The 13,239-nt window shown below is 71.3% G+C and carries 17 protein-coding genes; 12 read left to right on the top strand and 5 right to left on the bottom strand.

Annotated elements, in window-relative coordinates; translation table 11 throughout:
• Positions 1 to 42 precede the first annotated feature (42 nt).
• The 4 genes from BCD48_RS56675 (at position 43) to BCD48_RS16870 (ending at position 2,640) form a co-directional block, all read left to right on the top strand.
• On the top strand, positions 43 to 318 hold the full coding sequence (locus tag BCD48_RS56675) for a class I SAM-dependent methyltransferase (protein WP_312622626.1): 276 nt from the start codon (positions 43 to 45) through the stop codon (positions 316 to 318).
• A complete protein-coding gene (locus BCD48_RS56680) occupies positions 315 to 479 on the top strand; it encodes a hypothetical protein (protein WP_312622627.1) in 165 nt (54 codons plus the stop codon). The genes BCD48_RS56675 and BCD48_RS56680 overlap by 4 nt, the downstream gene beginning before the upstream one ends.
• Positions 480 to 621: 142 nt before the next feature.
• A complete protein-coding gene (locus tag BCD48_RS51330) occupies positions 622 to 1,026 on the top strand; it encodes an SRPBCC family protein (protein WP_071049351.1) in 405 nt (134 codons plus the stop codon).
• Positions 1,027 to 1,374: 348 nt separating this feature from the next.
• Complete coding sequence (locus BCD48_RS16870; RefSeq protein ID WP_071049352.1) at positions 1,375 to 2,640, top strand: NAD(P)H-binding protein; 1,266 nt, start codon at positions 1,375 to 1,377, stop codon at positions 2,638 to 2,640.
• A 40-nt stretch (positions 2,641 to 2,680) separates the two neighbouring features.
• Here BCD48_RS16870 and BCD48_RS16875 read toward each other — a convergent pair whose 3' ends face one another.
• Positions 2,681 to 3,145, bottom strand: a complete 465-nt coding sequence (locus BCD48_RS16875; protein ID WP_071049353.1) for a MarR family winged helix-turn-helix transcriptional regulator — start codon at positions 3,143 to 3,145, stop codon at positions 2,681 to 2,683.
• Between the two features lie 86 nt (positions 3,146 to 3,231).
• Between BCD48_RS16875 and BCD48_RS16880 the strand changes: the two genes are divergently transcribed.
• From BCD48_RS16880 to BCD48_RS16890, 3 genes are read left to right on the top strand one after another with little or no spacing between them, the layout of a single operon-like run.
• The gene (locus BCD48_RS16880) at positions 3,232 to 3,648 is read left to right on the top strand and encodes an organic hydroperoxide resistance protein (protein ID WP_071049354.1); all 417 of its coding nucleotides are present in this window, start codon (positions 3,232 to 3,234) and stop codon (positions 3,646 to 3,648) included.
• Between the two features lie 11 nt (positions 3,649 to 3,659).
• Complete coding sequence (locus BCD48_RS56685) at positions 3,660 to 3,857, top strand: zinc-binding dehydrogenase (RefSeq protein ID WP_071049355.1); 198 nt, start codon at positions 3,660 to 3,662, stop codon at positions 3,855 to 3,857.
• A 25-nt stretch (positions 3,858 to 3,882) separates the two neighbouring features.
• The gene (locus BCD48_RS16890; protein WP_198543278.1) at positions 3,883 to 4,788 is read left to right on the top strand and encodes an LLM class flavin-dependent oxidoreductase; all 906 of its coding nucleotides are present in this window, start codon (positions 3,883 to 3,885) and stop codon (positions 4,786 to 4,788) included.
• Positions 4,789 to 4,977: 189 nt separating this feature from the next.
• Here BCD48_RS16890 and BCD48_RS16895 read toward each other — a convergent pair whose 3' ends face one another.
• Together BCD48_RS16895 and BCD48_RS16900 are read right to left on the bottom strand one after the other, a co-directional pair.
• Positions 4,978 to 5,508: a pyridoxamine 5'-phosphate oxidase family protein gene (locus BCD48_RS16895; RefSeq protein ID WP_071049356.1), complete on the bottom strand. Its 531-nt coding sequence runs from the start codon at positions 5,506 to 5,508 to the stop codon at positions 4,978 to 4,980.
• 110 nt (positions 5,509 to 5,618) lie between these two features.
• Positions 5,619 to 6,827 (bottom strand): glycoside hydrolase family protein, encoded by a 1,209-nt coding sequence (locus BCD48_RS16900; protein ID WP_083418760.1) that lies wholly within the window; start codon positions 6,825 to 6,827, stop codon positions 5,619 to 5,621.
• Between the two features lie 312 nt (positions 6,828 to 7,139).
• Between BCD48_RS16900 and BCD48_RS16905 the strand changes: the two genes are divergently transcribed.
• Complete coding sequence (locus BCD48_RS16905) at positions 7,140 to 8,438, top strand: nucleotide disphospho-sugar-binding domain-containing protein (RefSeq protein WP_071049357.1); 1,299 nt, start codon at positions 7,140 to 7,142, stop codon at positions 8,436 to 8,438.
• 37 nt (positions 8,439 to 8,475) lie between these two features.
• On the opposite strand, the gene BCD48_RS53730 is transcribed toward BCD48_RS16905, so the two are convergent.
• On the bottom strand, positions 8,476 to 8,700 hold the full coding sequence (locus BCD48_RS53730) for an SAM-dependent methyltransferase (protein WP_071049358.1): 225 nt from the start codon (positions 8,698 to 8,700) through the stop codon (positions 8,476 to 8,478).
• The gene (locus BCD48_RS53735; RefSeq protein ID WP_241841786.1) at positions 8,619 to 8,861 is read right to left on the bottom strand and encodes an SAM-dependent methyltransferase; all 243 of its coding nucleotides are present in this window, start codon (positions 8,859 to 8,861) and stop codon (positions 8,619 to 8,621) included. The genes BCD48_RS53730 and BCD48_RS53735 overlap by 82 nt, the downstream gene beginning before the upstream one ends.
• A gap of 468 nt (positions 8,862 to 9,329) precedes the next feature.
• On the opposite strand from BCD48_RS53735, the gene BCD48_RS16915 reads away from it, so the two are divergent.
• The 4 genes from BCD48_RS16915 (at position 9,330) to BCD48_RS16930 (ending at position 13,058) form a co-directional block, all read left to right on the top strand.
• The gene (locus BCD48_RS16915) at positions 9,330 to 10,193 is read left to right on the top strand and encodes a Sco1979 family transcriptional regulator (protein WP_071049359.1); all 864 of its coding nucleotides are present in this window, start codon (positions 9,330 to 9,332) and stop codon (positions 10,191 to 10,193) included.
• A gap of 187 nt (positions 10,194 to 10,380) precedes the next feature.
• Positions 10,381 to 11,184 (top strand): ABC transporter permease, encoded by an 804-nt coding sequence (locus BCD48_RS16920; RefSeq protein ID WP_071049360.1) that lies wholly within the window; start codon positions 10,381 to 10,383, stop codon positions 11,182 to 11,184.
• A 21-nt stretch (positions 11,185 to 11,205) separates the two neighbouring features.
• Positions 11,206 to 12,066, top strand: coding sequence for an ABC transporter permease (locus tag BCD48_RS16925; protein WP_071049361.1), 861 nt, complete (start codon positions 11,206 to 11,208; stop codon positions 12,064 to 12,066).
• Positions 12,067 to 12,104: 38 nt separating this feature from the next.
• Positions 12,105 to 13,058, top strand: a complete 954-nt coding sequence (locus tag BCD48_RS16930) for an ABC transporter ATP-binding protein (protein WP_071049362.1) — start codon at positions 12,105 to 12,107, stop codon at positions 13,056 to 13,058.
• The last annotated feature ends 181 nt before the right edge of the window (positions 13,059 to 13,239 follow it).

The raw sequence follows: 13,239 nt of genomic DNA on the forward strand, positions 1-13,239 counted from the left end.
GCCGACCGGCCGGGCTACGGCATCCCCGACTGGCTGCGGCTGGTGCCGGTCGACTTCGAGGTGGACGGGGACTGGCTCAGGCAGCTGTCGGTCGCCGGCTTCGATCCCGGCCGGCCGGCGGTCGTCGTCTCCACCGGCGTCACCATGTACCTCACCAGGCAGGCCACCGCGGCGACCCTGCGCCAGATCGCCGCGCTCGCCCCCGGTTCGACCCTCGCCATGACGTTCCTGCTGCCATCGACCTCGTCGACGAGGCCGATCGCCCCGGACTCGAGGCGTCGAAAAAAGGCGCGCAAGGATCCGGAACACCGTTCATGAGCTTCTATGCCCCGGACGGCATGCTGGCACTGGCCCGCGAGGCCGGTTTCAAGAAAGCCCAGCATGTTGCGGGGTCCATGCTCGCCGAGCGTTATTTCGCCGACCGGTCCGACGGCCTCCGCCCGTCAAGCGGAGAGGACATCCTGGTGGCCGCCACCTGACACCGTCGCCGCGTCGCGCCGGCCTTCCAGGCGCCATGTTGCCTTCATCCGAGGGCGAATCTCCGTGCGGGGCGGCGCCGATATACGGTCGGCCCCGGCGGGTTCACGCCAACGCGGCACACCGAGGAGGGCCCTGACGTCCATGGTCGGTATCGAGGAGTCCGTGGAGGTGTCCGCGTCGCCGGACGAGGTCTGGGAATGGATCGCCACCGGCCCCGGGCTTTCCGCGTGGTTCGTGGCGGCGAGTGTGGAGCCCGGAGCGGCGGGGTCGGTGACCCTGACGTTCGCGCCGGGCGCCTCCGGCACGATGCCGATCGTCGAATGGTCACCGCCGTGGCGTTTCCGTTTCGGCGCCGCCTCGGGAACGAGTGGCCGAGCCCATGACTTCACCGTCAGCGCGACGGCCGGCGGCTGCCGGGTGAAGCTCCTGGACGACGGCGTAGCGCCTGAGGAAGCGGAGCAGACCGCGCTTGGCTGGCGCGGGATGCTGTCTCGCCTGGCGGCGGTCGTCGAAGGCGGGCATGAACGCGCCGATGACCAACCATGACCCGGCCGCATTCACGACGGAGCCGAGACCGGGCGTGACATGTCGAGGCTGGCGTGCTCCCGCGCCGCCTCGCGGCGGGATCAGCAGGTCGAGGCGGCTGGTTTGCCCGCGAATCGGAGAAGGTTTCTGCCGCGGTCGCGAGCAGCCGTCCCGACGTCGTGATCCTGGATATCCGACTGCCGCCCGACTCCACCGACGAAGGCCTGCGGACCGCGATGGCGCTGCGAACGACACCTTCGGCCAACCTACGGCGGCGGCGTGCCGACGACCGCGGCGTCCGGTCGCGGTCCTGCGCCGGCGGAGGCCGGCGCTTGACTTGAAGTTTGGTTGAGGTTCGAGCCTGGTGCCATGACGGACTCCAACAAGATCCTCGTTATCGGCGCCACCGGCAACATCGGCCGCCACGTCGTGGCCGGACTCCATGCCCGCGGTGCCGCCGTCGCAGCGATGTCCAGGTCTCCGGCCGCGGGCCGGTTTCCGGCCGGCGTCGAAACCGTTGTCGGTGACCTGACCGCCCCGGCCACCCTCGAACATGCGCTCGCCGACGTGGACGGGGTCTTTCTGCCGTGGCCGTTCCTGACGGCGGATGGCGCGCCCGCGGTCGTCGACGCCATCGCCCGCCACGCCCGCCGCGTCGTCTACGTCTCGGCGGCCAACGTGCGCGACGACCGCGCGCCGGCGGAGAACGGGGTCTGGGGCCAGATCGAGGCCGCCATCCGGCGTACCAACCTCGACTGGACGTTCCTGCGGGCCAGCGGGCTGGCCACCAACACCCTCGCCTGGGCCGGGGCCGTCCGTGCCGGCGAGCCCGTCCGCGTCCCGTATCCACGCGCGGCCAGGTCGCTGATCCACGAAAAGGACGTCGCCGAGGTAGCCGTGCGGGCGCTGACCGAGGAAGGGCATGAGGGGGCCGCGTATCTGGTCACCGGTCCCGCGGCCATCACCCAGGCGGAGCAGGTGCGCGTTCTCGGCGAGGTCGCCGGCCAGCCTGCGCGAGTCGAGGAGATCACCCCCGACGAGGCTCGCGCCTCGATGCTGACCTGGGCTGACGAGGACTTCGCGGACGCGGCGCTGAGCTACTGGGCCTCCCTGGTCGACACGCCCGAACCGGTGACCGGGGCGGTCGAGGAGATCACCGGGGCGCCGGCCCGCACCTTCGAGCAGTGGGCGAGCGACCACGTGGACGACCTGCGGCCGACATCGATGACGGATATCGCCGAGAGCTATGTTTCGGCGTTTCGGCAAGGACGGATGGACGTCGCCCTGCGGCTGATGTCCCCTGATGTGGTGCGGGCCGCGCCGTTGGAAACCGGCGGTGAGCGCCGGGAACTACGCGGGCTCGCCGAGATCATGGCGAACAGCGAACGGCTCAACCATGACCTGCGAATCCATGGCGTCGAGGTCGATGGGCCGTTCCTCGATGGTGAAAGGTTCGCTGTCCAATTCTCCTTCGATGAGACCCACCTACCGACCGGACGCCGGAATACGGCGGCGAAGATGTGCCTTTACACGGTCGCCGACGGTGCGATCACCCGAGAAGAAGTGTTCTACTTCGACCCGCCGGCCGGAGTGGCGTCCGTGACGACCACGTCCCACGGACAAGAAGGTCCATGACGGCGGCCGGCATATCTGTCTGGCGATCGTGGGCCGAGCCTCACCTGCGGCGTCCTGTCCTACCTGGGTGCGTCAGCGAGTCGGTGATCTCCGTCAGCTCCCGGATGAGCCGCTGAGCGGTCGCCACGTCGATGCCATACCGCGGGAAGATGCGCTCGGGTATGCCGGCGGCCTTCGCGCGCATCGCCTGTCCCGCCTCGGTCAGGGTGATGAGGACGCGGCGTTCGTCCGCCGGATCGCGGGTCCGGTCGGCCAGACCGAGGTCTTCCAGCCGCTTGAGCAGTGGGGTGAGGGTGCCGCTGTCGAGGTGTAGCCGCGCCCCGATGTCACCGACTGTGAGTGGCTCGGGCGCTTCCCAGAGCACGAGCATCGTCAGGTACTGCGGGTAGGTGAGCCCGAGCTCGGCGAGGAGCGGGCCGTAGGCGCGGATCGAGGCGCGGCTGGCGCTGTACAGCGCGAAGCAGAGCTGGTTCGTGAGTTCGAGCTGGGGTAGGCGACCCGCCATGGTCAAACGGTAGCAGGTTCCTCTTGCGCGGTTAGATTGCGCGCAATATTATCGCAAACGATAGATCTGGAGAGGAGCTGGACCTGATGGACGCCCTTTACACCGCCACGGCCACCGCATCGGGCGACGGCCGCAACGGCCACACCGAGAGTGACGACGGACTACTTGCGCTTGACGTCCGGATCCCCAAGGAGATGGGCGGCCCCGGTGGCGCGACCAACCCCGAACAGCTGTTCGCCGCGGGCTACGCGGCCTGCTTCCACTCGGCCCTCAAGCTCGTCGGCAACGCGGAATCGGCCGACCTGACCGGCTCCGAGGTCTCCACCAGCGTGTCCATCGGAGCTCTGTCGCAGGGCGGCTTCGGCCTGGCCGTCGAGATCGTCGTGCACGCGCCCAACCTCGACCGTGAGACCACGGCGGCGCTCGTCCACAAGGCACACCAGGTGTGCCCCTACTCGAACGCGATCAAGGGCAACGTGGAGGTCACGCTCGACACCGTCTGACGGCGGCGATCGTGCCGCGGGGTGACCCGGCGGCCATCGGCGGCCGGCGCTGCTGGGCCCGGGCCAGCGTCGGGCTGGCCGTCGAGGACGGTCCCGGACCGATCGACGCCGAGGTCCGGCGCACCTTCCCCCTGGAACGCGCGGCCGACGCGCACCGCGACGTCGAGACCGGCCATGGACGCGGCAAGGTCGTCCTGCTCGTCGGCTGACCCGAGACACAGGAAAGGAACGTCCGTGATCGATCTGGAAATCGGCGTCATCCTTCCGTCGGTCGCCGTCCAGCAGCGGGAGGCCCTGCGGATCCCCGCCGCAGCGCGGTACGCCGAGGGCGCCGGGCTGGACGGTGTGTGGCATGGCGACCACCTCGCGGTCGGCGTGGCCACGCTGGACTGCGCGATCGCGCTCGCCGCGGCGGCGACGGCCACCGAGCGGGTCCGGGTCGGCGCCTCGGTCCTCATCCCGGCGATCCGGCCGATCGCCTGGGCCGCGAAGCAGATCGCCAGCCTGCAGCACCTTTCACAGGGTCGGCTGGTCCTCGGCGTCGGCTCGGGCGGCGGCCCCGACCAGTGGGCCGCGGCCGGGGTGCCCTACGAGCAGCGTGGCCGGCGCACGGACACGGCGCTGGAACTCCTGCCGAGGCTGCTGGCCGGCGGGCCCGTTCAGCTCGTGGACGAGCAGGGGCAGCCCGAGGTGGCCCTCGACGCCGCGGTCACGCGACCGCCCTTCTGGGTCGGCAACGCCTCCGCGGCCGCGATCCGCCGCGCCGCCCGGCTGGGGGACGGATGGTTTCCCTCCGTCGTGCCGGCCGCCGACGTCCTGTCCGGCGCCGGCCGTCTCGGCGAGCTCTGCGTCGAGCTGGGTCGGCGAGTGCCCACGATCGCCGTCGGTGCGACCGGCGCGCTCGGCAACGGCGCCGGGCTCCCGACCCGGGACGAGATCGCCGCCAGGCTGAGCCAGGCCTACGAGATCCCGCCCGACCGGGCGACGACGATCCCGATCACGGGCAGCCCGGACGAGGCGGCCGAGCGCCTGGCGGCTTATCACGCCGCTGGCGCACGGCACCTCGTCATGGGATTCGCGGGCGGCGACTGGCGCCGGCAGTGCGACCTGCTCGCCGAAGCCCGTGCGCGGCTTCGGTGATGGAAGAACCGACATGTCGTCATGCTGGCCCTGGAGATGGTGCTGGTCATCCTGCTCGCGGCCTTCCGCGGACCACGCAACGTCCCGGCGGTGACGCTCCTGGCGGTTGGCCTGATCTCGGTGTCGATCTCGCAGCCCGCTCGCCCGGGCGGTGACGACGCGGGCGACGGCGTTCCCGCGGCGGTGTGGCTAGAACCGCCACCGCGTCGCGCCTCCGGGATCGACGGTGGCCAGCGCGGTCGCCGCGCGCGGCCGCAGGCGGTACACGTGCCAGGGGGGCGACCCGGCCGAGGGCGCGCTGAACTCGGCCGTGAGCGCCAGGCCCGTGTCGTCGACCCGGGCCGGCCAGCCATTCGCGGCCCAGCGCGCCGCGAGGTCGGCGACCGTGCCCGGGTCGGTGACCAGATCGGCCTCGCCCTCCACGGTGAGATCGAACTCCCGAGCGGCCACGCTGAGCGCGCAACGCGGGTCGCGAGCGAGGTTGCGCCCCTTGCGGGTGTCCCGGCCGGTCTCGAACCAGAAGCAGCCGTCGACCCACAGGGCGCCGATGCCGGTGGCGTGCGGACTTCCGTCCGGGTTGATCGTCACCAGCCAGGAGGTGTGGCGGTCCGGGCCGCCCGTGCCCGGGGCCTGGCTCAGGCCCGCGTCGAGCCGGGCCGTGATCCCGGACCAGTCGAGCGCGGGCAGGTCGTACAGGGTGGCAAGGTTGGTCGCTTCCATAACCGTTCGACCCCGCTGGGCGCCGGAACTCATCGCGACCGTGGCCGGGTGGGTCCCCGCGACCCGGCGGAGCGCGGGGAGTGACGTGTGGTGTGGGCCGCTCGCTTGGGCTACCCGGTGGAACCGGCCCGGCGGTAGGCGAGCCCGGCCGCGTTCGGGTTGCCCTGTTCGTCGTACAGGCCGGTGAGGCTGCCCGGCGTCGCCGGGAGGGCGAACCAGGCATACCGGCTCAGGAACGGAAGACTTTCCAGCATCGTGGTCGAGGCGGTCACGAAATCCGCCTGCTGCTGTGTCGAGGGTGCTTTGGCGGTGCCAGTGGAGAAATCCATCAACGCGTACTCGGTCAGCCAGATCGGCAGGCGGTATCGGTTGTAGACGGCCTGCAGATATGTCCTTAGCTGGTCGACCGCGCGGGACGTGTTGAAGTCCCCGCCATACCAGTGCAGCGTGATGAAGTCGACCCGGTAGCCGCGCTGCTTCGCCCCGGTCATGAACCGGTCCAGCCAGCCGCCCTGGTCGGCCCCGCCGTAGGCCACGGCCGGGCTGCCGAGCCGCTTGCCGGTCGCCTGCAGCTGCGGCCAGAGGTTCAGCGCCGCGTCGACCGTCATGTTCGCCTGGCCGCCCAGGTCCGGCTCGTTGAAGCCCAGCAGGGTGTCACCCTGGGCGGAGGCCTGCCCGAGGGTTGCCGCGTTGACCGACCCCGCGCCCCAGATCATGGGCACGAACTGGGCTCCGGGCGGTGCCGTCGCGCTTCGCGGAGTCGCCGCCCAGTTGTAGTACCAGGTCACTCCCACATCGTTCAGCGCCTTCTGCAGGCCACCGAAGTCCCAGATGCTGATGCCCCTCTTGCCCGAGCCCGCGGCGGGGGGCGGGGGTGGCGGGGCGGCGGACGAGCTCGGCGCCGCGGTGGTCGGTCTCACCGATGCGGTCGGGGACGACGAGGACGAGGCGGGCCCGGACGGCGACGATGAGCCCGTGGCCGCCGGAGCCGACGCGGTCGGGGGCCGCGAGGCGCCGGACGCCGTCGGCACGGTTCCCGGACCGCCGGGGGCGATCGTCGTACCCGGGCCCGACGCACCGGGTGTCCCGGCGCTGGGCAGGCATCCCGCGACTGCGATGGCGGTCGCGGCGATGACGGCGCTCAGCCCCAGCCGGGCCCCGCCACCATGCCTCGACCAGCGCCGGCGAGGCCGCGTGCGCGGCCCGCGCGCCGCCGCGGGCCGGATGCGTCCGTCCGCCGCCATTTCCTGGGTGCGGTCTTCCTGGGTGCCGTCCGCGGCGAGCTCCGGGCAGGTGCCGGACCCGTCGTTCTCCTGCATAGCCTCTCCTCACCTTGGTGACGAACTGGCTGTGCATCCGGCCGACCCCAGGCCCCGGGGGGTGAGCCCCCTTCGGCGCGAACACCACAAAACGGTCAAGCGCGCCCATTCTTCCATGGTCAGCGGGGCGGTTCGCGGCTGGCCACCGCGGCGGCTTCGGGAGCGCCGAAGATCGCCGGCCGGGAATGCGGACCGGCGGAACCGGGTCGGACTGGGACCGGACCGCTGCCCGGAGGCCCACGCGGGCCGGCGCGGGGCTCCTCATAGGGTCGGTGGCGTAGCGACGCGAACCGGGATAGACGGTAGGTAACGATGCGAGTGCTGGTGGCGACACTTCCCGAGCTGAGTCACGCCCTTCCGGCGGTGCCGTTGTGCTGGGCGTTGCGGGCTGCTGGCGCCGACGTTCTGGTGGCGAGCGGCGGAGACGTGGTCAAGGTCGCCGGAGCCGGTCTTCCGGTTGCCGATCTCCTGCCCGGCCGCGGCATCGCCGACTTCCTCCGGGCCTTCGACCTGGCCGCGCTGACCGGTCCGAACGACGGTCCGCCGGCGGACCCGCTCGCCCAGCCGGACCCGGCCGCCCACCCGGGGCCGACCACTCACCAGGGGCTCACCGAAACGCCGCCGGCTCGGCCGGAGCCCGCCACGCCCCCGCCGGCGTCCATGCGGGACGAGCTGGCCGAGGCCCCCTCGTACGCCGGCTTCCTGCCGCGCGTCAGCCAGATGCTGCCCGAGGCGGACATCGCCGAGCTTTTCGAGATGATGCACGGCTTCGTCGCGCTCGCCGAGCGGTGGCGGCCCGACGTGATCGTCTATGGGCCGATGACGGTCGGCGCGCTGGCCGCCGCCGCGAAACTGCGCGTCCCCGCCGTCGAGCATGGTTTCGGTTTCCTGCGCACCGCGGGCATTGACGGTCTGCTGCGCACCCTCGGCGGCGAGGTGTTCGACCGGCACGGGGTGGACCTGCCGGCCGACCGGTACGCGATCGACGTCGCGCCGCCCAGCATGCTGGCGGAGGAGCCGCAGGGCTGGTCCATGCGTTACATCCCTTACAACGGCGGCGCCACGGTGCCCGACTGGCTGGCCGAACCGCCAGCCCGTCCGCGGATCGCCGTGACGCTCGGCAATCTGATCCCCGAGCTGTCGCGATCCGGCGGGAACGGCCTGGTCGGGCGGATCCTCGACCGAGCAGGCAGCGTCGACGCCGAGTTCGTGCTGGCGCTGGGCGCTTTGGACCCGGGCGTTCTCGGGAAGCTCCCGGACAACGTGCGAGCCATCGGCTACACGCCGCTGACCCAGCTGCTGCCCACCTGCGCGGCGGTCATCCATCACGGCGGTGCCGGTACCTGCATGGGCGCGCTCGACGTCGGTATCCCGCAGCTGGTCATCCCGCACCTGTTCGACCACCAGCACACCGCCGACCTGGTGGTGAAGCGCGGCGTGGGCATGGCGCTCGACCTGTCGGCCGACCCCGACCTGCCGGCCAGCGTCCTGGACGCGCTGGTGGGGGACGAGCAGCTGCGCACGCGTGCCCGGGAGGTCCAGGCGGAGATGCACGCCATGCCCACACCCGTCGACGTGGCGAAGCGGCTTTTCGAACTCGTCTCCGCCTGACCAGGCAGTGCTGGCCCCCGCGGCCGGCACTGCCTGGTCAGCGACTCGCTCGCGGACGCCTAGAGCTTGCGCCCACCCCGCAGTGGGAAGGCAGCGGCTCGGCGCCCGGGGCGTTCGGCCGCCACAGGGTGTTCGGAACCAGGCCCGGCTCCGCGAGCTCCGTGCCGTCGAAGAACCGCGCTATTTCCTCGTAGTAGCGGACGGTGTATTCATATCCGCCCTCGGCGATGGCGTCCGCGGCCTTGTCCGCGTCCCCGTGCACGCTGTCATTGATGACGACGTAGCTTCGGCCTCGGCGACCTCCCGGTCTGCCGGGAAATTATCCGTCCCGCCCACCCGGTAATTCCAGATCCTGGCGCCGTGCGGGATGTGCGGGCCGTAGCCAGGGTCGGCTTCGGCCGCCGTCGGCTTGTCGGTGCACATGAACGGCTCCTGCGCTGGGAGGACGTACCGACAGGTCGGGTCCGGATGGACCGCATGTGCCCGGAAGGCGACTGTACAGATACGTGGAGCGCCACGTCCATGTCCGACAGCGCCCGGGCGGTCGACGGTGCGTGGCCGGCAGGGGCCGCGTGACGGGACTTCCAGCACGTGCGCGCGCGGCCTGGTTCATACTCACGCTCCGCTGGTTGTGGCTACACGCAGAGTATTCATGGTGTGAGCGGTGAAGTTGCGCAACGAAACCGTGTCGAAAACACGTCGTCTATTTCTTGTCCCGGCCGGACCAGTATGTTCGCGCGATCGGGCAAGGCTCTTGCCGGACGCGGCCGGCTATGCTGTTAACGTCTCACCACTTCCGGTACTTCTGGTGGGGCCGGCGGCAACGCGGAACGGCTGCGCCCCGATAAGCTGACATCCGACTTTCAAGCGAGTGAATCGAGGGAACCAGTCGTGGCTGTTCCGGGGGGTGGCGGGCCGACCGTGCGTCGCATCCTGCTCGGCTCCCAGCTGCGGCGGCTCCGGGAGAGCGTGGGGATCGGCCGAGAGGAGGCCGGCTACCACATCCGCGCTTCCGAGTCGAAGATGAGCCGGCTGGAGCTGGGCCGGGTCAGTTTCAAGAAACGTGACGTCGAGGACCTGCTCACGCTGTACGGCGTGACCGGCGAGGACGATCGCGCGCAGGTGCTGGCACTGGTTCACGCGGCCAACGAACGGGGCTGGTGGCAGCCCTACTCCGACGTCCTCCCCACCTGGTTCCAGCCCTATATCGGCCTGGAGGAGTCGGCCTCGCTAATCCGGACCTACGAGCTCCAGTTCGTTCCCGGCCTGCTTCAGACCGAGGGCTACGCGCGTGCGGTCATCGCCGGCGGCAACAGGGGGGCGTCCCGGGAGGTCATCGACGGACGGGTCGACGTCCGGATGAACCGGCAGAAGCTGCTGACCCGGCCGGACGCCCCCCGCGTGTGGGCGGTGATCGACGAGGCCGCGCTGCGCCGGCCCATCGGCGGCCCAAAGATCGCGCGGGCGCAGATCGAGCATCTTCTCGAGCTGACGGACCACGCGCAGCTGACCCTGCAGGTGGTGCCGTTCACCGTCGGCAGCCACGCGGCCGACGGCGGGGACTTCAGCATCCTGCGCTTCCCCGACGCCGACATGACGGACGTCGTCTACCTGGAGCGGCTGTCCGGCGCCGTCTACCTGGACAAGCGCGAGGACGTGGACCGGTACACGATCGCCATGAACCAGCTGAGCCTCGACAGCTGCACCCCGGACAAGACGGTCGACGCGCTCCGCACGATCGCCGCCGCCCTTTAGTGATCCTGGGGACAACGGCCGCCGGGTGTGCGAAGGAAGATCATTTTCGCACACCCTTTGGCCCTCTAGCCGGTGCGGGACGGCGGCCTCTCCGTCCTGACCCGCTCTCCTGAGCGGGCTCGTCGGCTTGCCGAGTCGCGCCGGGTCGCGGAATGGTTACGGCGGGCCGTGTACCGTTTGCCCTCCGATGCGCGCGATGACCCGGGTGTACTGGCGCCTGCTGGGGGCGGGGTTTCGCCGCCAGTCCACCTACCGGCTGGCGGCGTTGGGCGGGCTCGTCGCGAACACGACGTTCGGGCTGCTCAAGGTGGCGGTGCTCTTCGCGACGGTGCGCGCGGCGGGCGGCGACGTCGCCGGGTACGACCTCGGGCGGATGAGCACCTATATCTGGCTCTCCCAGGCGCTGCTCGGCTCGATCAACCTCTCCGGCCGGACCGACATCGCCGAACGGATCAAGGATGGCCAGGTCGCGGTCGACTTCCTGCGCCCGCTGGACGTGCAGGCCGCCGAGGTCACAACCGCGGTCGGTGGGGCGCTGTTCGCGCTGATCCCGCGCGGGATCCCCATGCTCGCGATCGGCGGGTTCGTCGGGATGGCGCTGCCCGCCTCGCCCGCGGCGTACCCGCTCAGCGCGCTGAGCCTGCTGCTCGGGATCGTGATCTCCGTCGCGGCCGCCTACCTTGTCGGGGTCGCCGGTTTCTGGCTGGTGGAGACTCGCGGCCCGCAGATCTGCTACATGGTGGTCTCGGGCTTCCTGGCCGGGCTGTTCGTCCCCATCCAGCTGTTTCCGCGCTGGCTGGAGCTCACCGCCCAGGCGACGCCGTTCCCGTCGATGATGATGTACCCGATCGACATCCTCGCGGGGCGCGTCGGCCCGGCCGGCGCACTCACCCTGCTCGCGGTGCAGCTCGCGTGGCTGGCCGCCGTCGGCGGGCTCGGCCAGGCGCTGACCCGCGCCGGCCGCCGTCATCTGGAGGTGCAGGGTGGCTGAAAGGCCAAAGGACCTGCGAAAATGATCTTTCTTCGCAGGTCCGGCGGCCCTCGTCCTGGGGTCACTGACGAGCTCGCCCTACGGGTCCGGCTGCGGCCCTACCGGGCGGTGCTCGCGTCCCGGGCCAGGTCCCAGGCCTCCTACCGGGCGAACTTCGCCCTCGACCTGGTCAGCTCATTTCTCGCCGCCCTTGTCGAGCTGGCCGAGGTCTGGGTGCTGTTCCACGCCGTCACCCGCCTCGGCGGGCTGGAGTTCCACCAGATCCTGCTGGTGTTCGGCCTTGCCGACCTGGCCTTCTCGCTCGCCGACCTCGCCGTCGGGCACTGCGACAACCTGCCCACCTATCTGCGCGCCGGCACCCTCGACGTGTTCTACCTGCGGCCGCAGCCGTTGCTGCTGCAACTCGCCACCAGCGACATCACCCTGCGGCGGCTGGCGCGCGCGTCCGTTGGCCTGGTGGCGCTCATCGCCGGTCTGGCCGTCAACGACATCGCCTGGGGAGTGGGCGCCGTGGCACTGCTGGTGGTCGCCCTGGCCAGCGGCTGCGCGACGTTCGCGGCGATGTTCGTCTGGGCGGGTGCCCTGCAGTTCTTCCTCATCGACGGCGCGGAGATGACCAACGCCTTCGTCTACGGCGGGCGCTATGCCGCCACCCAGCCGGCGTCGGTGTGGTCGCGCCCCCTCAAGGCGGTGTTCGGGTTCTTCTTCCCGATGGCCTTCGCCGGCTTCCTTCCGACGCTGCGGCTGCTCGACCTGCCGGCGCCCGCGTGGCTGCCGACGTGGCTCGGCTGGTGCGGGCCGCTCGCCGCGCTCTGGGCGTGGGCTATGGCACTGCTGTGCTGGCACTGGGGCGTCCGGCACTACCGCGGCGGCGGCGGATGAGAGAGGGCGAGGGAGATGACCGACGGGAGAACGGGCGGATGAGCGCGATCGTCGAGACCCGTGGGCTGACCCGGGAGTTCACCGTCCGCGACGGGCGGCGCCGGCGGCGGCTGACCGCCGTCGACGACCTGACCGTACGCGTCGAGCCCGGCGAGGCGGTCGGCTACATCGGCGCGAACGGCGCCGGCAAGTCCACCACGATCAAGATGCTGACCGGCATCCTCGTGCCCACCAGCGGCACGGTGACCACCTGCGGTCTGCGCCCCGTCAAGGACCGGCGGCGGCTCGCCCGGCAGGTCGGGGTCGTGTTCGGGCAGCGCTCCCAGCTGTGGTGGGACCTGCCCGTCCGTGAGTCCTTCCGGATCCTGGCCGCCATCCACGCGCTGCCCGCCGCCACCGAGCGCGCCCGGACCGCCGAGCTGGTCGACCGGCTGGAGATGGCCGACTTCCTCACCACCCCGGTCCGTCAGCTGTCCCTGGGCCAGCGGATGCGCGCCGAGGTCGCGGCCGCGCTGCTGCACGCCCCGCGGCTGGTGATCCTCGACGAGCCGACGATCGGCCTCGATGTCCTGTCCAAGCAGCGGCTGCGGGAGTTCCTCATCGCCGAGCGCCGTACCCACGGCACGACGCTGCTGCTGACCACGCACGACATGGGCGACGTCCAGCGCCTGTGCGACCGGGTTCTGATCATCGACCACGGCCGTCTCGCCTACGACGGCGACCTGGTCGGCCTGGGGCGGGCCACCGGCGCCGAGCGGGTGCTCGTCGTCGACCTCGTCGGGCCGTCCCCGGACCTGACCGGGATTCCCGCGGCCCGTCACCTGTCCAGCGAGGCGCACGGCCTGCGCCAGCGGCTCTCCTTCGACGCGGAGGCCACCACCGCCGCCCGCGTGTTCGCGGCCGTCGCCGAACGGGTCGAGGTCCTCGACTTCACCGTCGAGGAGCCCGACATCGAGGACGTCGTCCGCCGGATCTACGCCGCCCGCCGTTGACGGCGCGCCGCCTGCCGCGGCGACCATCCATGATCGCCAACCATGACGACACGGTGGTGATCTACCGGTCGCGTGCTGGCGGGCGAACGTCGGCGGGGCGGCGCCCGGCAGGCGGATCTGACGCGCCGTCAGATCCGGTGTGCCAGACTTCGGAACCGACCGGCTGGCGCGCTGGAAGGTG

This window comes from Pseudofrankia coriaricola (assembly GCF_001854805.1).
In the GTDB taxonomy this organism is placed as follows: Bacteria; Actinomycetota; Actinomycetes; order Frankiales; family Frankiaceae; genus Pseudofrankia.

What these genes read in the sequence shown, in the direction of transcription:
- BCD48_RS56680 (WP_312622627.1), top strand. Translation starts at nt 315, where the DNA reads ATGAGCTTCTATGCCCCGGACGGCATGCTGGCACTGGCCCGCGAGGCC.
- BCD48_RS51330 (WP_071049351.1), top strand. Translation starts at nt 622, where the DNA reads ATGGTCGGTATCGAGGAGTCCGTGGAGGTGTCCGCGTCGCCGGACGAG.
- BCD48_RS16870 (WP_071049352.1), top strand. Translation starts at nt 1,375, where the DNA reads ATGACGGACTCCAACAAGATCCTCGTTATCGGCGCCACCGGCAACATC.
- BCD48_RS16875 (WP_071049353.1), bottom strand. Translation starts at nt 3,145, where the DNA reads ATGGCGGGTCGCCTACCCCAGCTCGAACTCACGAACCAGCTCTGCTTC.
- BCD48_RS16880 (WP_071049354.1), top strand. Translation starts at nt 3,232, where the DNA reads ATGGACGCCCTTTACACCGCCACGGCCACCGCATCGGGCGACGGCCGC.
- BCD48_RS16895 (WP_071049356.1), bottom strand. Translation starts at nt 5,508, where the DNA reads ATGGAAGCGACCAACCTTGCCACCCTGTACGACCTGCCCGCGCTCGAC.
- BCD48_RS16900 (WP_083418760.1), bottom strand. Translation starts at nt 6,827, where the DNA reads ATGCAGGAGAACGACGGGTCCGGCACCTGCCCGGAGCTCGCCGCGGAC.
- BCD48_RS16905 (WP_071049357.1), top strand. Translation starts at nt 7,140, where the DNA reads ATGCGAGTGCTGGTGGCGACACTTCCCGAGCTGAGTCACGCCCTTCCG.
- BCD48_RS53735 (WP_241841786.1), bottom strand. Translation starts at nt 8,861, where the DNA reads ATGTGCACCGACAAGCCGACGGCGGCCGAAGCCGACCCTGGCTACGGC.
- BCD48_RS16920 (WP_071049360.1), top strand. Translation starts at nt 10,381, where the DNA reads ATGCGCGCGATGACCCGGGTGTACTGGCGCCTGCTGGGGGCGGGGTTT.
- BCD48_RS16925 (WP_071049361.1), top strand. Translation starts at nt 11,206, where the DNA reads ATGATCTTTCTTCGCAGGTCCGGCGGCCCTCGTCCTGGGGTCACTGAC.
- BCD48_RS16930 (WP_071049362.1), top strand. Translation starts at nt 12,105, where the DNA reads ATGAGCGCGATCGTCGAGACCCGTGGGCTGACCCGGGAGTTCACCGTC.